General features: G+C 59.2%; 29 protein-coding genes. 18 read left to right on the forward strand and 11 right to left on the reverse strand.

Annotated features, from left to right (window positions below):
- Nucleotides 1–8 precede the first annotated feature (8 nt).
- On the forward strand, nt 9–737 hold the full coding sequence (locus tag KBW81_RS00555) for a Crp/Fnr family transcriptional regulator (protein ID WP_254247990.1): 729 nt from the start codon (nt 9–11) through the stop codon (nt 735–737).
- Here KBW81_RS00555 and KBW81_RS00560 read toward each other — a convergent pair whose 3' ends face one another.
- Both KBW81_RS00560 and KBW81_RS00565 read right to left on the reverse strand, forming a co-directional pair.
- The gene (locus KBW81_RS00560; RefSeq protein WP_254247991.1) at nt 738–1,745 is read right to left on the reverse strand and encodes a DNA topoisomerase IB; all 1,008 of its coding nucleotides are present in this window, start codon (nt 1,743–1,745) and stop codon (nt 738–740) included.
- Nucleotides 1,745–1,960: a hypervirulence associated TUDOR domain-containing protein gene (locus tag KBW81_RS00565; protein WP_090190608.1), complete on the reverse strand. Its 216-nt coding sequence runs from the start codon at nt 1,958–1,960 to the stop codon at nt 1,745–1,747. The genes KBW81_RS00560 and KBW81_RS00565 overlap by 1 nt, the downstream gene beginning before the upstream one ends.
- 359 nt (nt 1,961–2,319) lie before the next feature.
- Between KBW81_RS00565 and KBW81_RS00570 the strand changes: the two genes are divergently transcribed.
- On the forward strand, nt 2,320–3,555 hold the full coding sequence (locus KBW81_RS00570; protein WP_254247992.1) for a DUF2254 domain-containing protein: 1,236 nt from the start codon (nt 2,320–2,322) through the stop codon (nt 3,553–3,555).
- Between the two features lie 7 nt (nt 3,556–3,562).
- Here KBW81_RS00570 and KBW81_RS00575 read toward each other — a convergent pair whose 3' ends face one another.
- Both KBW81_RS00575 and rpsU read right to left on the reverse strand, forming a co-directional pair.
- On the reverse strand, nt 3,563–4,333 hold the full coding sequence (locus KBW81_RS00575; RefSeq protein WP_090190611.1) for an EAL domain-containing protein: 771 nt from the start codon (nt 4,331–4,333) through the stop codon (nt 3,563–3,565).
- A gap of 142 nt (nt 4,334–4,475) precedes the next feature.
- Nucleotides 4,476–4,682 carry a 30S ribosomal protein S21 gene (rpsU, locus tag KBW81_RS00580; protein WP_072857096.1) on the reverse strand — a complete coding sequence of 69 codons (207 nt, stop codon included), beginning with the start codon at nt 4,680–4,682 and terminating at the stop codon, nt 4,476–4,478.
- 103 nt (nt 4,683–4,785) lie between these two features.
- Here rpsU and KBW81_RS00585 point away from each other — a divergent pair, with 103 nt between their 5' ends.
- Both KBW81_RS00585 and KBW81_RS00590 read left to right on the forward strand, forming a co-directional pair.
- Nucleotides 4,786–5,490 (forward strand): COQ9 family protein, encoded by a 705-nt coding sequence (locus tag KBW81_RS00585; RefSeq protein WP_254247993.1) that lies wholly within the window; start codon nt 4,786–4,788, stop codon nt 5,488–5,490.
- Nucleotides 5,487–6,455 (forward strand): NAD(P)H-quinone oxidoreductase, encoded by a 969-nt coding sequence (locus tag KBW81_RS00590; RefSeq protein WP_254247994.1) that lies wholly within the window; start codon nt 5,487–5,489, stop codon nt 6,453–6,455. Before KBW81_RS00585 ends, KBW81_RS00590 begins: the two co-directional genes overlap by 4 nt.
- Nucleotides 6,456–6,521: 66 nt before the next feature.
- Here the strand turns inward: KBW81_RS00590 and KBW81_RS00595 are convergent, their stop codons facing one another.
- The 6 genes from KBW81_RS00595 to KBW81_RS00620 all read right to left on the reverse strand — a co-directional run bounded on the left by KBW81_RS00595 (nt 6,522) and on the right by KBW81_RS00620 (nt 10,396).
- Nucleotides 6,522–7,145 carry a trimeric intracellular cation channel family protein gene (locus KBW81_RS00595; protein ID WP_090190616.1) on the reverse strand — a complete coding sequence of 208 codons (624 nt, stop codon included), beginning with the start codon at nt 7,143–7,145 and terminating at the stop codon, nt 6,522–6,524.
- Nucleotides 7,146–7,190: 45 nt separating this feature from the next.
- Nucleotides 7,191–7,643 (reverse strand): ribonuclease HI, encoded by a 453-nt coding sequence (rnhA, locus tag KBW81_RS00600; protein ID WP_090190617.1) that lies wholly within the window; start codon nt 7,641–7,643, stop codon nt 7,191–7,193.
- Nucleotides 7,636–8,232, reverse strand: a complete 597-nt coding sequence (locus KBW81_RS00605; RefSeq protein ID WP_254247995.1) for a class I SAM-dependent DNA methyltransferase — start codon at nt 8,230–8,232, stop codon at nt 7,636–7,638. Before KBW81_RS00605 ends, rnhA begins: the two co-directional genes overlap by 8 nt.
- A complete protein-coding gene (locus KBW81_RS00610; RefSeq protein ID WP_254247996.1) occupies nt 8,229–8,675 on the reverse strand; it encodes a DUF3429 domain-containing protein in 447 nt (148 codons plus the stop codon). Before KBW81_RS00610 ends, KBW81_RS00605 begins: the two co-directional genes overlap by 4 nt.
- A gap of 88 nt (nt 8,676–8,763) precedes the next feature.
- Nucleotides 8,764–9,714 carry a 4-hydroxy-3-methylbut-2-enyl diphosphate reductase gene (ispH, locus tag KBW81_RS00615; protein ID WP_254247997.1) on the reverse strand — a complete coding sequence of 317 codons (951 nt, stop codon included), beginning with the start codon at nt 9,712–9,714 and terminating at the stop codon, nt 8,764–8,766.
- 121 nt (nt 9,715–9,835) lie between these two features.
- Nucleotides 9,836–10,396 carry a LabA-like NYN domain-containing protein gene (locus KBW81_RS00620; protein WP_090190624.1) on the reverse strand — a complete coding sequence of 187 codons (561 nt, stop codon included), beginning with the start codon at nt 10,394–10,396 and terminating at the stop codon, nt 9,836–9,838.
- Between the two features lie 47 nt (nt 10,397–10,443).
- Here KBW81_RS00620 and folK point away from each other — a divergent pair, with 47 nt between their 5' ends.
- The 13 genes from folK (at nt 10,444) to KBW81_RS00685 (ending at nt 21,082) form a co-directional block, all read left to right on the forward strand.
- Nucleotides 10,444–11,091: a 2-amino-4-hydroxy-6-hydroxymethyldihydropteridine diphosphokinase gene (gene folK, locus KBW81_RS00625; protein WP_254248976.1), complete on the forward strand. Its 648-nt coding sequence runs from the start codon at nt 10,444–10,446 to the stop codon at nt 11,089–11,091.
- A gap of 118 nt (nt 11,092–11,209) precedes the next feature.
- Nucleotides 11,210–11,563 carry a DNA-directed RNA polymerase subunit omega gene (gene rpoZ, locus KBW81_RS00630; protein WP_090190625.1) on the forward strand — a complete coding sequence of 118 codons (354 nt, stop codon included), beginning with the start codon at nt 11,210–11,212 and terminating at the stop codon, nt 11,561–11,563.
- A 40-nt stretch (nt 11,564–11,603) separates the two neighbouring features.
- A complete protein-coding gene (locus tag KBW81_RS00635) occupies nt 11,604–13,739 on the forward strand; it encodes a RelA/SpoT family protein (RefSeq protein ID WP_090190627.1) in 2,136 nt (711 codons plus the stop codon).
- 20 nt (nt 13,740–13,759) lie between these two features.
- Nucleotides 13,760–14,407 (forward strand): DUF2062 domain-containing protein, encoded by a 648-nt coding sequence (locus KBW81_RS00640; RefSeq protein ID WP_254247998.1) that lies wholly within the window; start codon nt 13,760–13,762, stop codon nt 14,405–14,407.
- 26 nt (nt 14,408–14,433) lie between these two features.
- Entirely contained in the window at nt 14,434–15,177 is a 744-nt protein-coding gene (locus KBW81_RS00645; RefSeq protein ID WP_254247999.1) for a pyridoxine 5'-phosphate synthase, read from the forward strand.
- On the forward strand, nt 15,174–15,578 hold the full coding sequence (gene acpS / locus KBW81_RS00650; RefSeq protein WP_254248000.1) for a holo-ACP synthase: 405 nt from the start codon (nt 15,174–15,176) through the stop codon (nt 15,576–15,578). The genes KBW81_RS00645 and acpS overlap by 4 nt, the downstream gene beginning before the upstream one ends.
- A 108-nt stretch (nt 15,579–15,686) precedes the next feature.
- Nucleotides 15,687–16,523 carry a signal peptidase I gene (lepB, locus tag KBW81_RS00655; RefSeq protein ID WP_175499357.1) on the forward strand — a complete coding sequence of 279 codons (837 nt, stop codon included), beginning with the start codon at nt 15,687–15,689 and terminating at the stop codon, nt 16,521–16,523.
- On the forward strand, nt 16,520–17,200 hold the full coding sequence (gene rnc / locus KBW81_RS00660; protein ID WP_090190633.1) for a ribonuclease III: 681 nt from the start codon (nt 16,520–16,522) through the stop codon (nt 17,198–17,200). Before lepB ends, rnc begins: the two co-directional genes overlap by 4 nt.
- Nucleotides 17,197–18,111 (forward strand): GTPase Era, encoded by a 915-nt coding sequence (gene era / locus KBW81_RS00665; RefSeq protein ID WP_254248001.1) that lies wholly within the window; start codon nt 17,197–17,199, stop codon nt 18,109–18,111. The genes rnc and era overlap by 4 nt, the downstream gene beginning before the upstream one ends.
- Nucleotides 18,104–18,439 (forward strand): DUF1491 family protein, encoded by a 336-nt coding sequence (locus tag KBW81_RS00670; RefSeq protein ID WP_090190636.1) that lies wholly within the window; start codon nt 18,104–18,106, stop codon nt 18,437–18,439. Before era ends, KBW81_RS00670 begins: the two co-directional genes overlap by 8 nt.
- Nucleotides 18,440–18,511: 72 nt before the next feature.
- Entirely contained in the window at nt 18,512–19,240 is a 729-nt protein-coding gene (recO, locus tag KBW81_RS00675; RefSeq protein ID WP_254248002.1) for a DNA repair protein RecO, read from the forward strand.
- A gap of 54 nt (nt 19,241–19,294) precedes the next feature.
- A complete protein-coding gene (locus KBW81_RS00680) occupies nt 19,295–19,789 on the forward strand; it encodes a DUF421 domain-containing protein (protein ID WP_254248003.1) in 495 nt (164 codons plus the stop codon).
- Between the two features lie 81 nt (nt 19,790–19,870).
- The gene (locus tag KBW81_RS00685) at nt 19,871–21,082 is read left to right on the forward strand and encodes an MFS transporter (RefSeq protein ID WP_254248004.1); all 1,212 of its coding nucleotides are present in this window, start codon (nt 19,871–19,873) and stop codon (nt 21,080–21,082) included.
- Here KBW81_RS00685 and KBW81_RS00690 read toward each other — a convergent pair.
- On the reverse strand, nt 21,079–22,761 hold the full coding sequence (locus tag KBW81_RS00690) for an acyl-CoA dehydrogenase family protein (protein WP_254248005.1): 1,683 nt from the start codon (nt 22,759–22,761) through the stop codon (nt 21,079–21,081). The genes KBW81_RS00685 and KBW81_RS00690 overlap by 4 nt on opposite strands.
- Before the next feature lie 150 nt (nt 22,762–22,911).
- Between KBW81_RS00690 and KBW81_RS00695 the strand changes: the two genes are divergently transcribed.
- A complete protein-coding gene (locus tag KBW81_RS00695; protein ID WP_090190687.1) occupies nt 22,912–23,682 on the forward strand; it encodes a sulfite exporter TauE/SafE family protein in 771 nt (256 codons plus the stop codon).

A 23,682-nucleotide genomic window follows, 5' to 3' on the forward strand; every position in this document is an offset into this window, starting at 1 on the left:
GACATCCCATGGCGACCCCCTGCAGCCAATGTCCATTGCGCCGTCACCCCATTTTCAAACCGATGTCCGAACAGGACGTCAAAGCGATGCAAAAGTTCAAGGTCGGCGAGCTGATCATTGAGGCTGGTACGCCATTGCTGATGGAGGGATCCAACAGCCCGCAGTTATTCACAGCGCTACGCGGTATGGGGCTGCGCTATAAAACGACGCTGGATGGTGGGCGGCAGATCGTTAACTTTATCTTTCCCGGTGATTTTATTGGACTGCAAGCTGGCGTGATGGGCGAGATGGCCCATTCGGTCGAAGCGTCGTCCAAAATGACCCTATGCGTCTTCAACCGCTCAGAGTTTTGGAATTTTTACAAAACGCACCCAGAGCGCGGCTTTGACATCACATGGCTTGCCGCCGTCGAAGAGCATTTCCTTGGTGAAGCCCTGACCGCCGTTGGTCGCCGTTCTGCCCTAGAGGCGCTGTCTTGGGCATTGCTGCGGATATTTCTGCGCGGCGAACAGATGGGGCTGGTGCATAATCGCAGCATGGAACTGCCGTTTCGGCAGCAGGATTTGGCGGATGCGATGGGCTTATCGCTGGTCCATACGAACAAAACGCTGTCCAAACTGCGTGACCGGCAATTGGCGAATTGGTCGGACGGGCAGCTGACGATTAATGACCTAGCCAAGCTTGCCGTCATTGCAAAGGTTGAGCTGGAGTCCATCCCGCAGCGCCCGCTGATGTGATCAATCGCCGCGTAGGAATGCGGTTAGCTGTGCCTCGCCTGACCGCAACCCCGGTTCAGATTGCGCGCCGCGGATACGGTCCAGCATGGCGGCGCGCTGCGTGGTATCAAGTTCTGCCAATTCGATAACCGCAGGATGAATGTAGCTATTTCGCGCGACAGTTGGCGTGTTGTGCAGGGTGTCTGATGCTGCCTCTGTCATCGCTTTGATCGTCAGGTCACCGGGGGCGAGAGCAACGTTAAAGGCGGCGAGGGTGCCATTCCATGTGCGCATCGTCTTGGCGGTCGCGAACTCTCCACAGATATCATGCAGGATCTCGTTGATCTGGTCTGACCGAACCGCGTGGGGCGTGCCTGCGTCGTCCTGCCAAGTGATGATTTCCGCGCCGGGCAGATCCTGACATGCCTCTAGTACGGCGGACAAGCGCGGCGCGAAAAAGTCTTTGTTGATATGCGCATTGCCCTTTCCGATATACGACAGCCGCACGCGGCCGTCCTGAAAATCACCGTGTTCACGCAGCATCGTCGTGGCCCCGTAACTGCCGTTTTCGGCTGTATAGACACTATGTCCGACCCGCAGAGACGCGCGATCGATCAGCGCAAGGGTCGCCGCAATCGCCGTTTCACGCTCGCCCGCCGCGCCGCGCAGATGGGTGCCGATCCAGCGTCGCAGCTTTGGTAAAGTCTGCGCAAACGCCACCAGCTTTTCAAACTTCAGCTGGGCGTGATGCTCTGTCCAGTCGGCGTGATAGCGGTATTGTTTCCGCTCGCGGTCATCCAGACCCGTCGCCTGTAGGTGCCCGCGCAGCATGGGGGAAATCCAGACGTCGCTGTAGGCGGGCGGCACGGCGATCGCCGCGATGCGGGCGCGTTCGTCCTTGTTATCGATCCGTGTGCCGTCGGGCGCGGTATAGCTGAAGCCACGCCCCGCGCGGCGACGCTTGATGCCCGGTTCAGTGTCCGGATAGTAAACAAGCCCCGCAATCTGCGCGATATCGGCAAAGGACATCAGGCCGCCTCGATTTCCGTGATGGATTTCAGGACCTCGTCGCCGTCATCCTGTTTGATGCGAAACGCGGGCTCGTCGTCAGACGCGTCTCGAGTCACGTCGCTGCCTTTGATCGTCAGCGTCGTCTTGCGCGTATAGCGTTTCACGACTTCGCCTGTACCGGTGCCATTGCCCCAGTTCCATTTCACGCTGTCGCCTTCTTTAAAGTCACTCATAACTGCCTCCTGCTTTGCAGGCATAACCAGCCGCCGCAGGTTCGGTTCCATTTACGATATGACGGTGGATTGAGGAGGTAGGGTGCGACTGGCCGATTGGAATGCCGGGGAAACATGGGATCTGGCCAGTCGCGCAAAGCACGGGGACAAGTGCGTTTGTAAAATAGAAACGCCACCTGCGCCGATTTGGTTCCACGCTTTTCGCACCGTAGGACGAAAAGTTTAGGTCATTCGCCGGATACTGCAGAATGCCATGATCGCGACTAAAACGGCCGCTGTTGGGACGGGTCTACGTTGAAAAATAGGCTGAGCAGATCATGTTGCTTAGTCATGTTGGCATCTGACAGGGCAGGCACCGAATGGCGATTTTGAAGTCCCGGGCAATTGGCCGCAAAATCTTGCGCCAGGTGCGTACAAGCTATTGGTTCTGGCCGTCGACGCTCGTTCTGGGTGCCCTGTGTTTAGCGGCGCTGGTCGAATGGGTCGATACGCAGCCCGGTTTGATGCGGGATGTTCTGCCAAATTGGTTGACCGCCATTGATCCAGATGGTGCGCGCGATACGCTTTCGACCCTTGCGACGGCCGTCATTGGGGTGGCTGGCGTCATGTTTTCCATGACGCTGGTTGCGGTATCTTTTGCCGCCGATATCTTTGGTCCGCGTCTGATCGGCAACTTCATGCGGGATCGCGGCACGCAGATCAGCTTTGGTCTGCTGCTGGGCACCTTTGTTTTTAACATCGTGATGTTGCGTTCGGTGCAAGGCGGCGATGCGGCGTTCGTCCCCTACGCCGGGTTAACGATGTCGCTGTTTCTCGCCCTCTTCTCGGTCTTTACGATCATCTATTATATTCACCACGTGCCAGAGACGATCAATGTGTCCAACATCAGCTCTGATCTGGGACATCAGTTTAGTGCCAGCATTAGGGAACTGATCGCAGAGCGGGCAAAGATCGAGGTCGAGGACGTGAAACACGCCCCGAATGCCCAAGAGATTGGCGTCACTTTGGCTGCGCGTGGATACATTCAGCAGCTAGATACTGATGCTTTGCACAATTGCGCTTGTGACAATGACTGGATTATTCAGGTCGAACGGTCTGCCGGGGAATTCATCACACCCCACACGGACGTGCTGACAGTTCTGACTGTATCCCCTTTGACCGACAAACAGATCACGGTGCTGCAAAGCGCCTTTGCGACCGGAAATGACCGGACAGAGGTGCAATCCACGGCGTATTTCGCAGACCAATTGGTCGAGATGATCGCTCGTGCCTTGTCGCCGGGGTTCAATGATCCGTTCACCGCGATGAACTGTCTGAACTGGCTACATGCCGGATTGCAGGATGCCTTGCTGCACGATGGCGGTTTGAGGCCGCTGACGACTCAGCGTGTCAGATATCCGCACCTTGATTTTCCAACGTTGTTCGCTGTCAGCTTTGGCGCGGCGTTGCCTTATACCGTTACCGATCGGATGTGCCGCGCGCATCATCTGGCGTTGACGCAAGAGTTGCTGACTCGCGCCACAGGGCGAAATCGTGATGTGATCGCTGCGTTGGTGCCTGCCTTGCGTGCGGGGCCGCGAGAGCGCGCTTTGTGATGCAAAGCTATGCTGCCACGGGGAGGGGAATGAGTGAGGCGGTGCGCAACCCTTCTAGCAGGGGCTGGCCCAAGTAGAATCCTTGAAACTGGGTAATGCCCGCGTCGCGTAGCACGTCAAATTCGGCCTGCGTTTCAACACCTTCGGCGATGACACCTGTTCCAAGCTCTTTGCACATGCCGACGACCGATCTGACCATGCGTTGCCGCCGTTCGTCCGTTTCGATGCCGCGCACGATGCGCATATCCAGTTTGATCAGGTCCGTTTGCATGTCGCAAAGTGCGCCAAGCCCAGCAAAGCAGGCCCCGAAGTTATCGATTGCCGTCAGCAATCCGCGTTTGCGATAGCTGCTGATGATGGCGCGCATGTGTTGCGGGTCACGTAGGTATTCCGATTCGGTGAATTCAAAGATCAGATTCGCGACGTTGAACCCATAATGGTCAGCGGCCATCAGTGTGGCGCTGATACAGGTGTCGGGGTCCAACACAGCATTCGGCATGCAGTTGACGCTAAGCTTGGCCTGCAAGCCAAGAGCCGATGCCATTGCGATCGCTTTGACCCGGCACTTGCGGTCAAAGCTATAGCGTGTCCGGGCGGTGACCGATTTGATCACCTCTGCCGCCGTACCGTTCACACCGCCGCGGGCCAAAGCCTCGTGTGCAAAGATCGCACCGGTGCGCAGGTCATAGATCGGCTGAAAAGCCATGGTGAAGCGGTTGGCGAAATTTTGACGGTCGAAATTTGCGCCGCCAGGCAGGCTTTGGGGTGGATATGGCATGATGAATCCTTCAACTCTGATCCGACTTTGCGACCAGAATCTTTCAGATCCGTAAAATCTGCCGAAAAAAGCTACGAAAAAAACCCCCGCCTGTTGCCAGTGCGGGGGTTCATTCATGTCGTCGCCAGAGAGGCGGGTTGCCTTACAGCAAACCTTCGCGTTGGGCCTTCTTACGCGCCAGCTTACGCTGACGGCGGATGGCTTCGGCTTTCTCGCGCGCCTTGCGGACGGAGGGCTTCTCGAAATGTTGCTTAAGCTTCATTTCACGGAACACGCCTTCACGCTGAAGTTTCTTCTTCAGAGCACGCAACGCCTGATCGACGTTGTTATCACGAACACTAACCTGCATGTGGTTTTCACCACCTCTCTAAGTTAAATTTGCAAAAATTGCAGGAAGTGGGCACATAGCAACATCGCGCTACGTTGTCCAGTGTCGAACAAAAGGACTGATTATGCCCCTTTCCGCCCCCGATCCCACCAAATTGCAGCTGCTTGATGCGGCCTTGCCGAATGTTGCGTTTGACGGCTGGTCGCCTGCCACGTTTACCGCAGCGGTGGCAGCAACGGACATCAGTATAGATCGTGCGCGTCATCTATTCCCGCGCGGCGCGACGGATATGGCCGTGCTGTTTCATACCGAAGGCGACCGCGCCATGGTTCAGCAATTGGGCCGCGAAAACCTAAGCGAGCTGCGCTTTCGCGACCGTGTGGCCCGTGCGATTCGCATCCGTCTGGACGTAATCGACGACAAAGAAGCCGTGCGCCGGGGCACGGCGCTATTTGCGTTGCCGCATCTAGCGGCCGACGGGGCCAAGCTGATCTGGGGCACAGCGGATGCGATTTGGAACGCGCTTGGCGATACGTCGGATGATGTGAATTGGTACACGAAGCGCGCGACCTTGTCGGCGGTCTGGGCGTCCGTGGTGCTGTATTGGCTGGGCGATCAAAGCGAGGATTACGCCGATACCGATGCCTTTATCGATCGCCGGATCGACGAGGTCATGCAGATCGAGAAGATCAAGGCGCAGGTCAACGGCAACCGTTTCCTGAAACCGCTGACAGGCCCGCTGGGTCAGCTTTTGGGCATGGTGAAGGCCCCGACACGGATGCCAGATGTGAAGGTGCCCGGAATGTGGCGGACAGGAGACGATCAATGAAGGCCGTAGAAATCAGCAAGCCGGGCGGGCCAGAGGTTCTGACGCTGTGCGAACGCGCGATGCCGCAGCCGGGTCCGGATCAGGTCGTGATCAAGGTCGCCTATGCTGGCGTGAACCGGCCTGACGCGTTGCAGCGAGCAGGTGTGTATGCGCCGCCCAAGGGGGCCTCTGACCTACCGGGGCTGGAATGTTCGGGAGAGGTGTCGGCGGTTGGATCACAGGTCACTGATCTGAAAGTCGGCGACGCAGTTTGCGCGTTGTTGCCGGGCGGCGGTTACGCGGAATACGTCGCAACCCCTGCCGCGCATTGTCTGCCAGTGCCGGACGGCATGGATATGAAGCAGGCGGCCTGCTTGCCAGAGACCTATTTTACCGTCTGGTCCAACGTCTTTATGCGCGGCGGGTTGCAGGCCGGGGAGAGGTTCCTTGTGCATGGCGGGTCAAGCGGGATCGGCACAACCGCGATCCAGCTGGCGCATGTCTTGGGCGCGCGGGTATTTGTGACCGCCGGGTCAGAGGACAAGCTGGAGGCATGCCGCAAGCTGGGAGCCGAAATCGCGATCAACTACAAACAGGCTGATTTCGTCGAGGTCGTGAAGGCCGAAGGCGGCGCTGATCTGATCCTTGATATGGTTGGCGGCAGTTATATGCAGCGCAATATCAATGCGCTGGCCGATGATGGCCGGTTGGTGCAGATCGCGTTCCTGCAAGGCATGAAGGCCGAGCTGAACATGGTCCAGATGATGACGAGGCGCCTGACCCTGACGGGCAGCACGCTGCGCCCGCAAAGCGATCTGGCCAAGGCACGCATTGCGGATCAGCTACGCGCGAAGGTCTGGCCGCTGCTGGCGGCGGGGCGTGTTGGTCCGGTGATGGACTTGGAATTTGCGCTAGAAGATGCCGCAAAAGCCCATGCCCGCATGGAAGCCGGGGATCACATCGGCAAGATTGTCCTAAAGGTCTGACGAAACGGCGCGCGTGTCATCGCCTTTGGCGGTGCCACGACGCCCCGCCCGCCATCCCCGGCCAAGTTACTGGCGTGGCGGAAAGCTTTTGTAGACCGGCAGGCACCAGCCGAAGGCGATCGACCCTGAACGCAAGGCAAATGTCGCCCCCGCGCAGGCCAGTAGCGCGATATTTTCGGGCAGGCCCAGTGCGAGGGCGATGACGGTTGTCGTGGCCCCGGCAAGGGCGCAGGTGACGTAAAGCTCGCCTTGTTTCAGGACCAGTGGCACCTCGTTGCAGACAACGTCGCGCATCAGGCCGCCAAAGCAGCCTGTCGTGATGCCCATGATGATGATCACGGGCCAGCTCATGCCCATCGCCAAGGCAACGCCCACGCCAGAAGGGACGGCGACGGCCAGCGCAAGCGCGTCGAGCCAGACGATGCCGCGATAGCGGCTTTCGAGAAGGTGCGCGGTGAAAAAGACCAAAATCGCCGCGACAGCAGCAACGCCGATCAAGCCGGGATTTGCGACCCAAAAGACCGTGTCGCGGTTCAAGATGACATCGCGCACAGTTCCGCCGCCCACGGCCGTCAGCGCGCCGATAAAGACGAAGCCGATCAGGTCAAGCTGCGCCCGGCTTGCAACAAGCGCACCTGTCAGTGCGAATACAAAGACTGAGGCATATTCGAGCGCTGTGAGTAGGGGCATGTGGGCGGTGCCTCCGGCGGGAGTATTTCAGAAAAAGCGAGGGGGCTAAGGCTTGAACGGGGCCATGCCGGCGCGGGCAAGCTCGTCGGCGCGTTCGTTTTCCGGGTGGCCGGCGTGCCCTTTGACCCACTGCCACGTCACATCATGAGATTTGGTCGCGGCATCAAGGCGCTTCCACAACTCTTCGTTCTTGACGGGCTTGTTGGCGGCAGTTTTCCAGCCGCGTTTTTTCCAGCCGTGGATCCAGCTGGTGATACCATCTTTGACATAGACAGAGTCGGTGATGATCGTAATTTTACTGGGCTTTGTCAGGCTTTCGAGGGCCGAGATGGCGGCCAAAAGCTCCATCTGGTTGTTCGTGGTCTGGGCCGCGCCGCCGCTGAGGTCTTTTTGCTTGATGACGCTGCCGCCTTCGCGGGCAATCATCAGGCAGCCCCAACCGCCCGGACCGGGATTTCCAGAGCAGGCACCGTCGGTGTAGGCAAAAAGTTCAGGCATCGGCGTCTTTCCGGGCTTGGATCACGAGATAGGCGTCATCGGTGCCCGCGAGGCCCTTGTCCACCCCCGTTCGCGTGAAAACAGGCGTAAGGCCCGCGTCTGTCAGCAGCGCGTTCATCTGCGGATTGGTCACAAAGGTATAAAGCCTATCGATGCTGTCGCGCTGCTCTCCTTCGCCTGTTTTCATCGCGATGTGGAACAGGCCGCCGGGGCGCAGGGCGCGGGCGATGGCGGCAATATAGCGGGGCAAGTCGGTAGCCCGGGCATGCAGCAGGCTGAAGCTAGCCCATACGCCGTCATAGATGTCAGCCCCAGTGATATCGTCAAAGGTTGCGATGCGGGCTGCTACGCCTTTGGATTGCGCAAGCTGGACCATCGCTGCAGAGGCGTCGATGGCATCAACGCGCAGGCCAGCAGCCACCATCTGCACCGCGGCAGTGCCTGGCCCGCAGCCGACGTCCAAGACATTGCCCTGCGCGCGCAAGCCGTCGATAAACTGGGCTAGGTCGCGCTGCGGCTTGTCCGGCCCCATCGCAGCATATGCTTCAGCGCGCGCATTATAGACGGCAATCGTGCGGGCGTCGGTCATCCGAAGGCGAGGGGCAAGAGGGACAGAACGACAAGTCCAGTGAGCAAGAGCCGAAGAGACATCCACCACGGCGGTGTCGCCCGGCGTTGCCAGAAATGAAGATCCAGCAAGAGCAGGCCGATAAAGCCGATGCACAGGTTCAACGCTGCGGATGCCGGGCCGCCGCCGACCATGAAGAACGCCCAAAGCGCGGGGATGGTTGATAGCGCGTAGCCGGTCCAGTCGGTGTCTTTGGTGGCAAAGCCCCAGAGCACGCCGGACATGAAGGATAAGATGACAGTGCCATAGGAGAGTTGCACAAAAGGTGCCGTGAACCGGCCGCCAAGCGTCAACAATGCCCATTCGCCCAAAGGCTGGTGCAGGTAGGTTGCGAGGCCCCAGAAAAACGGCAGCAAGCCAGCAAGGCCAAGGAGTAGGGGGGCGCGAGGGATGGCTTTGAACATCAGCGGTCCTTTGGCGGGGCAAGTGTGCTGCAGTCTAGGCTGCGCCGTGGGTGCGGCGCAACAATCGCGGGGGTGAAGCTGCTTGAGGTCAGGCCGTTTCGCGCAGGACGCGGGGCACCTTGAATTCGACGTTCTCGATTGCGGTCTCAACCATCTCGACTGTGACGTCGTAACGGTGCTTGAAGGCGTCGATTACCTCGTTGATCAGCACCTCTGGGGCAGAGGCACCTGCCGTGATGCCCATTGAGGTAATGCCCTCTAGCGCGCGCCAGTCGATGTCGGCAGCGCGTTGCACTAGCTGGCTATACCCGCAGCCAGCCTTTGTGCCGACCTCGACCAAGCGTTTGGAGTTGCTGGAATTTGGCGCGCCGACTACTAGCATTGCGTCGCATTTCGGGGCCATGGCTTTGACCGCTTCTTGGCGGTTCGTCGTTGCGTAGCAGATGTCTTCTTTGTGGGGACCGATGATTGCAGGAAAGCGCTGTTTCAGCGCGGTGACGATGTCGATGGTATCGTCGACTGACAAAGTTGTCTGCGTCACAAAAGCCAGACGTTCCGCGTCGCGCGGCGTGACATTGGCCACATCGGCGACAGTTTCCACCAGTAGCACTTCGCCATCGGGAAGTTGGCCCATGGTGCCGACGGTCTCGGGATGGCCCGCGTGACCGATCATCACCATTTGCAGGCCGTTGTCAGCGTGGCGCTGGGCCTCGATATGGACTTTGCTGACCAGGGGGCAGGTGGCGTCGACGTAGACCATCTGCCGCTTGGCGGCGGCCGCAGGCACGGCCTTTGGCACACCGTGGGCAGAGAAAATCACCGGGCGATCATCGGGACATTCATCCAGCGTTTCAACGAACACCGCACCTTTGTCGCGCAACCCGTCAACGACGAATTTGTTGTGCACGATCTCGTGCCGGACAAATACAGGGGCACCCCATTTTTCCAGCGCCATTTCAACGATCTTGATCGCGCGGTCCACGCCTGCGCAAAAACCGCGAGGGGCTGCAAGATAAAGGGTCAGGGGGGGAAGGGTCATCTGCGCGTCGCTCCTAGGATGGGTCATAGGTAGTCGCGCATGGGGCAAGCGTAAAGGCTGGGCGCACACAAAGCGTGACACCCGCAGAACGCCAACGTGGCGGACTGCGGGTTGGTCACGTTCAGTTGACGTTTTCGTCCTGATCGGCGTTTTCGCGCGCCGGGCGGCCCACAACGTCACGCAATTCATCTAGTTCGATGAAGTTGTCGCACTGGCGACGCAGCTCGTCCGAGATCATGGGCGGCTGGCTGCGAATGGTCGACACAACCGACACGCGCACGCCTTTGCGCTGCAATGATTCCACCAGCGGGCGAAAGTCGCCGTCGCCTGAAAACAGCACGATGTGATCGACGTGCGGGGCCAGTTCCATCGCATCGACGGTCAGTTCGATGTCCATGTTCCCTTTGACCTTACGGCGGCCCATGGAATCCGTGTATTCTTTGGCAGGCTTTGTAACCATCGCGAAGCCGTTGTAATTCAACCAGTCCACCAGTGGGCGTATGGGTGAATATTCTTCGTTTTCGAGTAGCGCGGTATAGTAGAAAGCGCGCAGCAGCTTACCGCGGCGCATAAATTCTTGGCGCAGCAGTTTATAGTCGATATCGAACCCTAGCGCTTTAGCGGCAGCGTAAAGGTTCGCACCATCGATGAAGAGCGCCAGGCGCTCGTCCCGATAAAACATGAAAGTTCCTTTCCGACGCGTCGGTCGGTGTTAGTTGTGACGTGTCGATGGTGGTGGATCGTGACACGGAGTTTTTGGTGTATGTTACTATGAAAACAACCATGCAAGTTGACGAAATGAACAAGGACGGCGACATCGCGCTTATTTTGTTGGGTAGCAATACCTCATCCCGCGATATTTTACCTGCGAATTTTGTACTAAATGGCAGGCTGCGTCTAATGGAATTGCTGAATCTTGATGCCGATAAATTCAGCGGTCTGTATGCGTCCCCCGCTTTTCCGGCCGGGATCGGGCCTGATTTTGTGAATGCTGCCATGGCGATACGGACCACGATGCCGCCGGATGATTTGCTTGGATTGATGCATAAAGTTGAGGCAGAGGCAGACCGGACGCGCTATGTGCGCTGGGGTCCGCGCACGCTTGATCTGGATTTGGTTGCGTTCGGCAGCGCAGTATTTCCTAACGTCAAAGTTCAAACACTTTGGCGCGATTTGCCCGCAGAGCGACAAAAAATAGAAATGCCCGGCGAATTGATCCTTCCACACCCCCGTCTGCAAGATCGCGCGTTCGTCCTTGTGCCACTGGCGCAGGTGGCCCCGGACTGGATGCATCCCGTCCTAGGTCGCAGCGTTGTCCAGATGCGCGATGCCTTGCCTGCATCTGACGTGGCTGCGATCAGGCCGATGGCTGGGTGACATCTGCGCGCCGCCGTTAAATCAGACTTGACAGACGGCAAAACTGGCTTGTCATTTCAGATTTGCCGGGCTAAGTGCAGGTCTTGCATCCACGCCTGGACAGAATTGGAGTGTGCCGATGGCCCGCGTTACCGTCGAAGACTGTGTCGACAAGGTCCCGAACCGGTTTGAGCTTGTCATGCTCGCCGCGCATCGCGCCCGTGAAATCGCTGCCGGCTCGCCCGTCACCGTTAGCCGCGACAACGACAAGAACCCCGTCGTTTCCCTGCGCGAAATCGCAGAAGAAACACAGCAAGCTGATGATCTGCGCGAGCGTATGATCGAAGCGAACCAGACGCAGATTGAAGTCGACGAGCCTGAAGAAGACTCGATGGCGCTGCTGATGGGCGCAGAGGCTGACAAGCCTGTCGAAGACGACATGAGCGAAGAAAAGCTGCTGCGCGCCCTGATGGAAGCGCAAGGACAGCGTTAAGGGTCCACACCGGCCCAAGTGAAAGAAGTGCCGGACCAGCATGAACACAGCAGATGACCTGATCGCGCTGGTCCGCACATATAACCCCCGCACGAACGAAGCGCTGTTGCGCGACGCCTTTGCCTTTGGCGAAGAGATGCACGAGGGGCAGTTTCGCCATTCCGGCGAGGCCTATTTTACCCACCCGATCGCCGTCGCCCAGATCTTGGCTGACATGCAGATGGATGATGCAACAATCATCACCGCCTTGTTGCACGATACGATCGAAGACACACCTGCCTCTTTCAAAATGGTCCATGACCGCTTTAGCCGCGAAATCGCAGAGCTTGTGGACGGCGTCACGAAGCTGACGAATCTACAGCTGACCAGCCGCGAATCGAAAGAAGCCGAGAACTTTCGCAAGTTGTTCATGGCAACCAGCAAGGATTTGCGGGTCACGTTGGTCAAGCTTGCTGACCGCCTGCATAACATGCGCACCATCAAGTCGATGAAGCCGGAAAAGCAGGCGCAAAAAGCGCATGAGACGATGGATATCTACGCGCCGCTGGCCGGCCGCATGGGTATGCAATGGATGCGCGAAGAGCTGGAGGATCTGGCCTTTCGCGTGCTGAACCCTGAAGCGCGCAACAGCATCATTCGCCGCTTTATCACGCTACAGCGCGAGGCTGGCGATGTCGTCGCCCGGATCACCGCTGACATGCGGGTCGAGCTGGAAAAAGCAGGCATTCAGGCCGAAGTCATGGGCCGCGCGAAAAAGCCCTATTCGATTTGGCGCAAGATGCAGGAAAAGGACATGGGCTTTTCGCGCCTGTCCGACATCTATGGTTTCCGCATTATTACTGCGACAGAGGCGGACTGCTACCGCGTGCTGGGTGCGATCCACCAACGTTGGCGGGCTGTGCCGGGGCGGTTCAAAGATTACATCAGTCAGCCCAAAACCAACGGTTACCGTTCGATCCATACGACGGTGTCAGGCCGCGATGGTAAGCGGGTCGAGGTTCAGATCCGCACCCGCGAAATGCACGAAGTCGCCGAAACCGGCGTTGCTGCACATTGGTCCTATCGTAATGGTGAACGGGTCGAAAACCGCTTTGCCGTCGACCCGGTGCACTGGATTTCTAAGCTAACGGAACGGCTGGACGAAGACGGCGATCACGATGACTTTCTTGAAGCGGTCAAGCTCGAGATGTTCACCGATCAGGTGTTTTGCTTTACGCCCAAGGGTGACGTGATCAAGCTGCCGCGCGGGGCTACTCCCATCGACTTTGCTTTTGCGATCCATACGCGCATCGGCATGGCCTGTGTCGGGGCAAAAGTGGACGGCATCCGCGTCCCGCTATGGACGCGGCTGAAGAATGGCCAAAGCGTCGAAATCATCACCGCCGAAGGTCAAAAGCCGCAGGCGACTTGGGTCGACATCGCGACCACGGGCCGGGCGAAAACCGCAATCCGGCGCAGCCTGCGCGAGGCGGACCGCGAACGCTTTATCCGGCTTGGCCGGGAATTGGTGCGGGTGGCGTTTGAAAACGTCGGCAAAAAGCTGACGGAAAAGGCGCTGCGCACAGCCGCCAAGGCGCTGGCGTTGGAAGGTGTCGATGACATGTTGGCCAGCCTTGGCAGCGCCGACATCAGCGCCCGTGATATCGTGCGTGCGATCTACCCCGATCTGGCCCAGACCACTGGCGATGAAATTGAAGCGAACCGCGCCGTCGTCGGTTTGGCTGTGGATCAATCGCACCGTCGCGCCCGGTGCTGTCAGCCCGTGCCGGGCGAGCGGATCGTCGGAATTATTTATCGCGGCCAAGGTGTTGTCGTACATGCAATCGATTGCGCCGCCCTCGCGGACTTTGAGGACCAACCGGATCGCTGGATCGACCTGCGCTGGCAAGACGGGCAACACCGGGCAGTGAATACGGTGACCTTTGACATTTCGATCACCAATGACGCTGGTGTTCTGGGCCGGATTTGCACATTGATCGGTGAACAGAAGGCCAATATCTCTGACCTGAAATTCATTGACCGCAAGCCGGATTACTATCGGCTTTTGGTCGATATCGATCTGAGTGACGCAGAACATCTGCACCGGGTCATGACGGCGGTCGAGGCGGACAGCAACGTCTCTGGCGTCAGTCGGCACCGGGACCCCGGCCAGTCCGGGTCACATCACGCGGGCTAAGGCTCGAGGAAGGACACGCGGTGTTCAAGCGCAGGGATAGGCGGCCGATCTGGAAGGTCGTGACCGCTGCTGTCTATCCGCGTGGCGGGTGGGGCCGGGCCTTTTCCTACGTCAAGCACCGGGTGCGCCGCTTGCCGGATACGCCGGAAAAGATCGGGCGCGGCATTTGGGCCGGTGTGTTCACGACGTTTACCCCGTTTTACGGACTGCATTTCATCGTTGCGGCGCTGATTGCCCGGGTGATGCGCGGCAATATATTGGCTGCCTTGATGGCGACGTTCTTTGGTAATCCGCTGACCTATGTTCCGATTGCCGCTGTATCGCTCCAGACCGGACATTGGTTGCTGGGCAGCAAGCCGCACGGACCGCCGATTTCGCTGGGCGAAAAGTTTGCCGATGCGGGCGCTGACCTGTGGCATAACGTCATTGCGATCTTTACGCCCGAGCGAATGGACTGGCAGGGCTTGTCGATCTTCTATTTTGATATTTTCTATCCCTATATGATTGGGGGCATTTTGCCGGGTATTATCACGGCAACCGCTGCCTATTATCTGTCGGTGCCGGTGCTGCAGGCCTATCAGAAACGGCGACGGAATATTCTGCGTGCCAAGCTGGAATCGCTGGGCCAGCCCAAAGATACCGGTGGCAAGGGACCTGCGGGACGCTAGATGCGACGCAAAGAAGGAGTGATGTGATGACCGAAAAGCTGCGACTGGGTGTGAACATCGATCATGTGGCCACCGTGCGGAATGCGCGCGGGGGTGACAATCCCGACCCTGTGCGTGCCGCGCTGATGGCGCAGGACGCCGGTGCCGACGGTATCACGGCGCACCTGCGTGAAGATCGCCGGCATATCCGCGATGATGACATGGCGGGGCTAAAGGCCGCGCTGCGCGTGCCGCTGAACTTTGAAATGGCCGCCACGGCCGAAATGCAGCGCATTGCGCTGGCGACCCAGCCCCACGCCGTGTGCCTTGTGCCGGAAAAGCGCGAAGAGCGTACGACCGAAGGCGGGCTAGAGGTTGCGCGGCAGGCCAATGTGCTAGGTGACTACATCGCGCCCCTGCGCGACGCGGGCTGCCGGGTGTCGCTGTTCATTGCTGCCGACCGCGACCAAGTCGAGGCCGCGCACCGCATTGGCGCGCCGGTGATCGAATTGCATGCGGGTGCCTATGCCGACGCTTGGGCGACCGGACGCTGGGATGATCGCGACCGGGAACTAGCGCGCCTGACCGAGGCTGCTGCCTATGGCCACTCCCTTGGTCTTGAAATCCACGTGGGCCACGGTCTGACCTATGACAGCGTTGGCCCCATCGCAGCCCTGCGCGAGGTGCGAGAGCTAAACATCGGGCACTTCATTATTGGCGAGGCGATCTTTCGCGGCCTGCCGGACGCCATCGCAGAGATGCGGCGCTGCATGGATGCGGCGCGGGGATGATCCTAGGTATCGGCACTGATCTGGCGAATATCGACCGGATCGCAGGCACGCTTGACCGGTTCGGTGACCGTTTTCGCAACCGCGTCTTTACGCCGACCGAGCAGGCGAAGGCCGAGCGGCGCAAGGATACCCCCGGCACCTATGCCAAACGCTGGGCTGCGAAAGAAGCGTGTTCCAAGGCGCTGGGCACAGGCCTTCGCATGGGGATTTCGTGGAAAGATATGGCCGTGAGCAACCTGCATACCGGTCAGCCCGTGATGGAGGTCACTGGCTGGGCCAAGGACCGCTTGGACAAGATGACGCCGCCGGGGCACGAGGCAATCATTCACGTCACCCTGACAGATGACCACCCTTGGGCGCAGGCCTTTGTCATGATCGAAGCGCGCCCCGTCGCGGAATAACGGTTTTTAACCGAAAACCCCGTTGGGGCAGGGGTTCGGCACCCTACCTTGACAGGGGGGGTGCGTGCGATCATGTAGCCGTGCAAAGCTGTGAATGGGAATAATGCAATGGCCGAAAAGACGGGTGTGATGGCCGGGGTGATCGAGACGGTCAAAACAGTGGTATATGCGCTGCTGATTGCCGGTCTGTTCCGCACAATTCTGTTCCAGCCCTTTTGGATTCCGTCGGGTTCCATGAAAGACACGCTGCTGATCGGCGACTTTTTGTTCGTAAACAAGATGGCCTACGGTTATTCCTATGCGTCTTGCCCGTCGATCCTGATCCCTGCGCTGAATGTCGACATTGGCGCGGATGATTTCTGCGGTGCCTTCAAAGGCAAGACAGAGCGTCTGTTCGGATCTGACCCAGAGCGCGGCGATGTTGTCGTGTTCCGTCACCCGGTCACAGGCCGCGATTTCATCAAGCGCCTGATTGGTTTGCCGGGCGATAAAATCCAGATGAAAGACGGCCTGCTTTATATCAATGGCGAGGCTGTCAAAGTCGAAGATAATGGCATCTTTGTCGAAACCTATGCGCCGCAGGGGCCAGAACGATCAATGCCTGCTTGTGCTAACGGTCCTGTTGGTCTTGATGCCGATTGCATTAAGGAAAGCAGCCGCGAGACGTTACCGAACGGCGTCAGCCATGACATTTTGAACATTGGCAACCGGTCGCTGGATAACACCGGCATCTTTACCGTGCCTGCAGACAACTTCTTTTTCATGGGCGACAACCGCGATAATTCGACCGACAGCCGCGTACCGCAGTCGCTGAATGGCGTGGGCTTTGTGCCGCGCGAAGATATCGTCGGCCGCGCGGATCGCGTCATCTTTTCCTCTGCGGGGGCGTCGATGCTGGCGTTCTGGACGTGGCGCAGCGATCGTTTCTTCAAGGGGATCGAGTGAAGCTATCAGTACAATTGACGGGCTTTGCCGCCCGCGTGGGTCACGACTTTGCCGACCCAGCTCTTTTGGTGCGCGCGGTAACGCATTCCAGCATGTCGAGCGTGCACCGCGACGACAACCAGCGACTAGAGTTTTTGGGTGACCGAGTCCTTGGACTCGTGATTGCCGAAGCATTGTTGCAGGCTGATCCGGGCGCTGCCGAAGGGCTGCTTGCTCCGCGCTACAACGCCTTGGTGCGCCGCGAAACCTGCGCCGATGTGGCGCGGGAAATCGGGCTGGGCGAAGTGTTAAAACTGGGCCGGTCTGAAATGCAATCCGGCGGGCGCCGCAAAGAAGCTTTGCTGGCCGATGCGATGGAAGCGGTGATTGCTGCGGTTTACTACGACGCTGGCTATGATGCCGCGCGCAAAGTGATCCTAAAGCACTGGCAGCCGCGTGTTGGCAGCGTTGCCGCAGATGCGCGCGACGCCAAGACGGCGCTGCAAGAATGGGCGCAGGGGCGCGGTGCGCCGCCGCCGGTTTATACCGAAGTTGCGCGCACAGGACCGGATCATCAGCCGGTTTTCACAATTCGTGTTACACTAGAGTCCGGCGAACATGCCGAGGCGACCGCCGGGGCCAAGCGGCAGGCGGAACAAGCAGCGGCGCAAGCCCTGCTCGAAAGGGTCGGACAATGACGGACGAAACACGCGCAGGCTTTGTAGCCTTGATCGGAGAGCCGAACGCAGGCAAATCGACGCTGCTGAACCGTATGGTCGGCGCGAAGGTCAGCATCGTGACCCACAAGGTCCAGACCACGCGCGCGCGTATTCGCGGGGTCGCCCAGGATGGCGCATCCCAGTTGGTCTTCGTCGACACGCCCGGTCTGTTCGCGCCAAAGCGCCGGCTTGACCGCGCGATGGTTGCCGCCGCTTGGGGCGGGGCTGGCGACGCGGATGTGGTCGTGCTGCTGATCGAGGCAAACCGCGGTGTGACGGCGGGCGTCAAAGCAATTCTAGAGGTGCTTGCCACCCGCGTTGGCAAAGCCAAAGTCGCACTGGCGATCAACAAGATCGACCGGGTCAAAACCGAAGCGCTGCTGCAGCTGTCGCAGCAGATGAACGAAACCTATGCTTTCGAAGAAACCTTTATGATCAGCGCAGAGCGCGGCCACGGTTGCGACGCGCTGAAGCATTGGCTTGCAGGCGCGGTCCCTGCGGGGCCTTGGCTGTATCCGGACGACGAAATCTCTGATTCGCCGCTGCGCAACATTGCAGCCGAAATGACGCGCGAGAAACTGACACTGCGCCTGCATCAAGAACTGCCCTATCAGCTAACGGTCGAGACCGAAAACTGGGAAGAGCGCCCCGATGGATCTGCCAAGATCGACCAGTTGATTTATGTGATCCGCGACGGCCACAAGGGCATCGTGCTGGGCAATAAAGGCGAGACGATCAAAGCTGTCGGCCAGGCCGCCCGCATTGAGATGGAAGAGCTGCTGGGCCGCAAAGTCCACCTGTTCTTGCAGGTCAAGGTCCGCGCCAACTGGCTAGAAGACAAAGAGCGCTACGACGAAATGGGCCTGAACTTTAAAGACGGCGATGCCTGAACCGCGCCTGACGGCGGACATCTGGGTCAGCGCCTATCTGGCGCGGCTGCGGGTGATGGATATTCCGGCCTTTGTCGTCGCGCGCGGTGATTCCACGGCGGGGGCGGTGCTGGTCAAGCTGAATACGCTGGACGGGCAGGCGGTTGCCTTTAATCGGTCCTTTGATTTGATGTCGGGCGACCGCGTCTGGGTTACGCTGGCGGATGGGGCAGAGGTGGATGTCGATGCCTCTATCGCGAAACAGCGCAGTTTTGACAGTGATCTTTGGGTGATCGAGGTGGAAGATCGACAAGGTCGCCATTTGCTGGATCAGCCGGGATTGACCTGATTTGACAGGCGAGGTCAGCCAAGCCTCCGGCGGAGGTATTTTAGACCAGAAGAAGTTGCTAGGATCGCGCTTATGATCAGCTGGCAGGATGAAGGCGCAGTGCTGCGCGTGCGCCCGCATGGAGAGACCTCGGCGATTGTCGAAGTCTTTACGATTGAACACGGGCGCCATGTTGGGGTCGTGCGCGGCGGGATCAGTCGTAAGATTGCGCCGTCGCTACAGCCCGGGGCACAGATCGCAGTGACTTGGAAAGCGCGGCTGGACGATCATCTGGGGTCATTCACTGTGGAGCCGCTGCGCAGCCGGGCCGTGAATGCGATGAGCGACCGCCTTGCACTTGCGGGATTGAATGCGGTCTGCGGGCTGCTTGCTGTCGTGCTGCCAGAACGCGAGGCGCATGGCGCGCTATATAAGCAAACCGTTCAGCTGTTGGATTTGCTTGGACAGACTGAGGTTTGGCCGCTGGCCTATCTGCGGTGGGAGCAGGCTCTGCTTGAGGATCTGGGCTTTGGCATGGACCTAAGCGCCTGCGCGGTGCGCGGCGTGAACGAGGATCTTGCATTTGTGTCGCCGCGGTCAGGCCGCGCCGTCAGCCGAGAGGCGGCGGGTGAGTGGGCCGACCGTCTACTGCTGCTACCGCCGGTCTTAGCCGGAAAGGGTGACGCCACGACACCCGAGATCATCAAGGCATTGGCGACGACCGGCTATTTTGTTGAGCATCGCCTGATACGGTCGCTTGATGCCGGGCGGGTGCTGCCTGCGCGGAACAGATTGTTGGATGCGATTCAGCGATCGGAATAAGGCCGGCGGAACGATCATCGGGGCGGGCGTGTTGTGACCAAAAGGAGGATCACCATGCTTTCACCATTCATTCAGATTATTGTGCAATCCGTCGGGGCCATCGTTTTCGTCGTAGCGCTGACGCGGGTGTTTGGCTTGCGATCATTTTCCAAAATGTCTGGCTTCGACTTTGCCGTCACGGTCGCCATCGGTTCGGTCGTAGCGACGACAGCGATGTCGACGACGACGCCGTTCTGGCAGGGCGCATTGGCGCTGGCGACACTTTTTAGCGTGCAGTCAATCATTGCGCAGGCGCGGTCCCGGTTGAAGGGGCTGGTTGATGTCACGGATAACGATCCGCTGCTGATCATGCGGGATGGGGAAATCTTGCATGACAACTTGCACCGCTCTGGCATGACGACGGGCGATCTAATCGGCAAGTTGCGCGAGGCGAACGCGCTGGAGTTTTCGCAGATCCGTGCCGTGGTATTCGAGCCGACGGGGGATGTTAGCGTGCTACATGGTGATAAAATGGACGACAGATTGCTCGACGGCGTCCGGCAGGCATAATCGACACGCGATGTCGCGTTTGGCAAAGCGCGGCGTGCGGGGCGCTGTCACAGGCAAGGGGTCCAACAAGGTCTTCGCGCTATGATTGCGCCTCGCGCTCCGCTTTACCTGACCCACGCACCGACGCCCAAGATCAGCGATTTCGCCCGTCTGGCCGCGTTAGAGGCGTGCATCCGCGCGACGTTGTTGTCGGTCATGCCGCTTGTTATCTATCGCGCCTACGGCGATGCGGCGGTGGTCAGCCGGATTTATCTGTGCGTCGGCATAGGCTCGATGTTTTTCGGGCTGATGGTACCCTTCGCGGCGCGCTATATTCCGCGCCGCTGGATGCTGACACTGGCCTGCGGGTTCTACCTTGCGGGTATCATGATGGCGCTGTTTGGCGGTGCGCAGGGTAAAGCGCTTGTGCTGCTGTTCAACGCCGTCGGCACGGTAACCTTTACCATCTGCCTGAACGCCTACGTCCTTGACTACATCAACCGGATCGAGCTGAGCCGCAATGAAGCGATGCGCATGGTCTATAGCGCTGTCCCGTGGAGCGTCGGGCCGATCCTTGGGGTGACGCTGCTGAACTGGTGGGAACCAGCGCCGTTCATTTTGGCAGGCATTTTTGCGCTGTTTCTGGCGGCAGAGTTTTGGCGATTGCGGCTTGGGAACGGGCGGCAGATCGCGCGGGCGCGGGCACCTGCGCCTAATCCACTGGCGTATCTAGGGCGGTTCGCCGCGCAGCCGCGGCTGATTGCGGGCTGGTTCTTTGCCGTCATGCGGTCTTGCGGGTGGTGGGTCTATATCGTCTATCTGCCGATCTTTTGCATCGAAGCCGGGCTTGGCGACAAGGTCGCGGCGATCGCGCTGAGCCTGAGCAACGGGCTGCTGTTTACGACGCCGCTGATGCTGCGCAGGGTCAGGCGGATCGGGGTGCGGCGTAGCGTGCGTTTGGGCTTTGCCGTCTCGTCCAGTCTGTTCATGGTGGGCTTTTTATTGTCAGGCTGGCCGTGGCTGACGGTGGCCAGCATCATGGTTGGGTCTGTGGCGCTGGTTCTGCTCGACGTTTGCGGTGGCTTGCCGTTCCTGATGGCGGTGCGCCCGGCCGAGCGGACAGAGATGGTGGCCGTCTATGCGACCTTCCGCGACGCATCGGGGATCACGACGCCTGCCGTGGCCTCGATGATCTTGTTGGTCGCCCCGGTTGCGGGGATCTTTGCGGCGTGCGGTATTGGATTGGCAGCCGGCTACATCGTAGCCGGCAACCTGCATCCGCGTTTGGGATTGCCCCGCGCGCAGCCAGCTTAGTCCAGAAGGCGGCGGGCGATCACTTGCGCCTGAATTTCGGCGGCGCCTTCAAAGATGTTCAGAATGCGCGCGTCGCACAGGATGCGGCTGATTTTGTATTCCAGCGCAAACCCGTTGCCGCCGTGAATCTGCAGCGCATTGTCGGCGCAGGCCCATGCGACGCGGGCACCCAGCAGCTTTGCCATCCCGGCCTCTAGGTCGCAGCGGCGGCCTTCGTCTTTTTCGTGGGCACTGAAATAGGTCAGCTGGCGGGCCACCATGATTTCGACCGCCATCATCGCCAGTTTGCCGGATACGCGGGGAAAGTCGATCAGCGATTTGCCGAATTGCTTGCGGTCTTGTGCGTACTTCATGCCTTCATCAAGGGCAGATTGCGCCACGCCAATCGCACGGGCGGCCGTCTGGATGCGGGCGGATTCAAAGGTCTGCATCAGCTGCTTGAAACCCTTGCCCGTCTGCCCGCCGAGCAGGTTTTCGCCCTTCACCGCAAAACCGTCAAATGCCAGTTCGTATTCTTTCATGCCGCGATAACCGAGGACTTCGATCTCGCCTCCGGTAATGCCGGCATCGGGAAAGGGGGCCTCATCGGTGCCCGGGGTCTTTTCAGCCAGAAACATCGACAAACCGCGATAGTCAGTGGTGTCCGGCTCGGTCCGAGCCAAAACGGTCATCACGTGGGTGCGGGCGGCGTGGGTGATCCAGGTCTTGTTGCCGGTGATCTGCCAGTCGTCGCCGTCTGGCACAGCACGGGTGCGCAAAGCGCCCAGATCAGAGCCTGTATTTGGTTCGGTAAAGACCGCCGTGGGCAGGATTTCACCGCTGGCCAGTTTGGGTAACCAGTGGGTTTTCTGGTCGTCCGTTCCGCCACATAGTATCAGTTCTGCCGCGATTTCGGACCGGGTGCCGAGCGATCCGACACCGATATAGCCGCGCGACAACTCTTCTGACACGACGCACATGGCGGATTTCGATAGGCCAAAGCCGCCAAAGTCCTCTGGAATGGTCAGGCCGAAGACGCCCATCTCGGCCATTTCGTCGATGATCGCCATGGGGATCAGTTCGTCCTTCAGGTGCCAGTCGTGGGCGAAGGGTTCGACTTTTTCCCGGCTAAAGCGGCGGAATTGATCGCGGATCATCTCAAGCTCTGCGTCCAGACCCGATGCGCCGACTGTCAGCTCTGCGGCGCGGTCCTGCATCAGCTGTGCCAGCATGGAACGGGCCGCTTGCGTATTGCCACGTGCCATCAAGGCGGCGGGGGCGGGGGCGTTTAGCGGGGCAAGGTCTGCTGGCGTCAGGCCAAGATCGGCGGCACGCACGACCTCTGTTTGGTTCATCTGGATACCGCCAGCGATCTGGGACAGGTATTCGCCAAAGGCGATCTGCAGGATCAACGCTTCGACCTCGCTAAAGCGGTTATCAGTGGTCAAGCGGTCGGCCCAAGACTGCATTTGCTGCAAGGCTTGGGCATATGTCGCCAGCCAAGCAAGCCCATGCGCGGCGGTTTGGTGCTGTTCAATTAACTGCGCAGAGATACGGCCATTTTTGGTAACAAGTCCGGCGACGGCGGATTTGGCGCTGTCTGTAATCGCCAGAACGGGGGCAAGCGCGGATCTGGTCAGATCGGTCAGGTTCGCCAGAATTACAGTGTCTGTCATGGGGCCTGCTCCGTCGTGTGCCATCAGCTTGTCCTCGTTATGTTGCAGTTGCACGGATAATACGTTTGCACCTGCAGCGCAATATTGATGCGCCATTATGTCAATAATAATACGAAAATGTCGCGGTTGATTTGCGTGGCGCTTGGGTTACGGATCGCGCAATGTGCCGCCAATATGACTGATATCCTCGCTGTAATCCCGCTTCATCTTGTCCTTTTTGCCTGTCTGGTGACGCTGCTTGGCGGCTTTATCAAAGGGGCGGTCGGCTTTGCGATGCCACTGATCATGATCAGCGGTATGGGCATCCTGATTGATCCGCAGCTTGTTGTCGCGGGAATCATCTTGCCGATTCTTGTTAGCAACGGGTGGCAAATTGCCCGTTCTGGCCTTGGCCCCGCGCGGGCGGCGGTTGCGGAACACTGGCGTTATCTGCTGATTGTCTGCGTGATGATCCTTGTGTCGGCGCAGTTCCTGACGTCGATATCCGCCGATACGATGTTCGTGATCCTTGGTGTGCCGGTTGTCGCGCTCTGTGCAGTGCAGCTTCTTGGCTGGCAGCCCACGATCCCGGGGCATTTGCGCAGACCCTTTGAGTGGGGCGCGGGATTAGCTGCAGGTACGCTTGGCGGACTTGCCGGGACATGGGGACCGCCGACGGTGCTGTATCTGCTGGCGTTGCGCACGCCGCGGGCAAAGCAGATGGCTGTGCAGGGCGTTATCTATGGCCTTGGTTCTGTGATGCTTTTCCTGGGTCACCTGAAATCGGGTGTGTTGAACGCGCATACGTGGCAGCTGTCAGCGCTGCTGGTCGTGCCTGCCGTGATCGGAATGTGGGCCGGATTCCGCCTGGGTGATCGTTTTAATCAAGAGATGTTCCGCAAGGTGACGCTGCTGGTTTTGATCGTGGCGGGAATTAACCTGATCCGTCGCGGATTGATGGGCTGA

Origin of the sequence: Loktanella salsilacus (assembly GCF_024206795.1) — a bacterium.
Taxonomy (GTDB): domain Bacteria; phylum Pseudomonadota; class Alphaproteobacteria; order Rhodobacterales; family Rhodobacteraceae; genus Loktanella; species Loktanella salsilacus.

Bases quoted from the DNA above. Each gene is read 5' to 3' on its own strand.
- KBW81_RS00555 (WP_254247990.1), top strand. From the start codon at position 9: ATGGCGACCCCCTGCAGCCAATGTCCATTGCGCCGTCACCCCATTTTC.
- KBW81_RS00560 (WP_254247991.1), bottom strand. From the start codon at position 1,745: ATGTCCTTTGCCGATATCGCGCAGATTGCGGGGCTTGTTTACTATCCG.
- KBW81_RS00565 (WP_090190608.1), bottom strand. From the start codon at position 1,960: ATGAGTGACTTTAAAGAAGGCGACAGCGTGAAATGGAACTGGGGCAAT.
- KBW81_RS00570 (WP_254247992.1), top strand. From the start codon at position 2,320: ATGGCGATTTTGAAGTCCCGGGCAATTGGCCGCAAAATCTTGCGCCAG.
- KBW81_RS00575 (WP_090190611.1), bottom strand. From the start codon at position 4,333: ATGCCATATCCACCCCAAAGCCTGCCTGGCGGCGCAAATTTCGACCGT.
- rpsU (WP_072857096.1), bottom strand. From the start codon at position 4,682: ATGCAGGTTAGTGTTCGTGATAACAACGTCGATCAGGCGTTGCGTGCT.
- KBW81_RS00585 (WP_254247993.1), top strand. From the start codon at position 4,786: ATGCCCCTTTCCGCCCCCGATCCCACCAAATTGCAGCTGCTTGATGCG.
- KBW81_RS00590 (WP_254247994.1), top strand. From the start codon at position 5,487: ATGAAGGCCGTAGAAATCAGCAAGCCGGGCGGGCCAGAGGTTCTGACG.
- KBW81_RS00595 (WP_090190616.1), bottom strand. From the start codon at position 7,145: ATGCCCCTACTCACAGCGCTCGAATATGCCTCAGTCTTTGTATTCGCA.
- rnhA (WP_090190617.1), bottom strand. From the start codon at position 7,643: ATGCCTGAACTTTTTGCCTACACCGACGGTGCCTGCTCTGGAAATCCC.
- KBW81_RS00605 (WP_254247995.1), bottom strand. From the start codon at position 8,232: ATGACCGACGCCCGCACGATTGCCGTCTATAATGCGCGCGCTGAAGCA.
- KBW81_RS00610 (WP_254247996.1), bottom strand. From the start codon at position 8,675: ATGTTCAAAGCCATCCCTCGCGCCCCCCTACTCCTTGGCCTTGCTGGC.
- ispH (WP_254247997.1), bottom strand. From the start codon at position 9,714: ATGACCCTTCCCCCCCTGACCCTTTATCTTGCAGCCCCTCGCGGTTTT.
- KBW81_RS00620 (WP_090190624.1), bottom strand. From the start codon at position 10,396: ATGTTTTATCGGGACGAGCGCCTGGCGCTCTTCATCGATGGTGCGAAC.
- folK (WP_254248976.1), top strand. From the start codon at position 10,444: ATGGTGGTGGATCGTGACACGGAGTTTTTGGTGTATGTTACTATGAAA.
- rpoZ (WP_090190625.1), top strand. From the start codon at position 11,210: ATGGCCCGCGTTACCGTCGAAGACTGTGTCGACAAGGTCCCGAACCGG.
- KBW81_RS00635 (WP_090190627.1), top strand. From the start codon at position 11,604: ATGAACACAGCAGATGACCTGATCGCGCTGGTCCGCACATATAACCCC.
- KBW81_RS00645 (WP_254247999.1), top strand. From the start codon at position 14,434: ATGACCGAAAAGCTGCGACTGGGTGTGAACATCGATCATGTGGCCACC.
- acpS (WP_254248000.1), top strand. From the start codon at position 15,174: ATGATCCTAGGTATCGGCACTGATCTGGCGAATATCGACCGGATCGCA.
- lepB (WP_175499357.1), top strand. From the start codon at position 15,687: ATGGCCGAAAAGACGGGTGTGATGGCCGGGGTGATCGAGACGGTCAAA.
- era (WP_254248001.1), top strand. From the start codon at position 17,197: ATGACGGACGAAACACGCGCAGGCTTTGTAGCCTTGATCGGAGAGCCG.
- KBW81_RS00670 (WP_090190636.1), top strand. From the start codon at position 18,104: ATGCCTGAACCGCGCCTGACGGCGGACATCTGGGTCAGCGCCTATCTG.
- recO (WP_254248002.1), top strand. From the start codon at position 18,512: ATGATCAGCTGGCAGGATGAAGGCGCAGTGCTGCGCGTGCGCCCGCAT.
- KBW81_RS00680 (WP_254248003.1), top strand. From the start codon at position 19,295: ATGCTTTCACCATTCATTCAGATTATTGTGCAATCCGTCGGGGCCATC.
- KBW81_RS00685 (WP_254248004.1), top strand. From the start codon at position 19,871: ATGATTGCGCCTCGCGCTCCGCTTTACCTGACCCACGCACCGACGCCC.
- KBW81_RS00690 (WP_254248005.1), bottom strand. From the start codon at position 22,761: ATGGCACACGACGGAGCAGGCCCCATGACAGACACTGTAATTCTGGCG.
- KBW81_RS00695 (WP_090190687.1), top strand. From the start codon at position 22,912: ATGACTGATATCCTCGCTGTAATCCCGCTTCATCTTGTCCTTTTTGCC.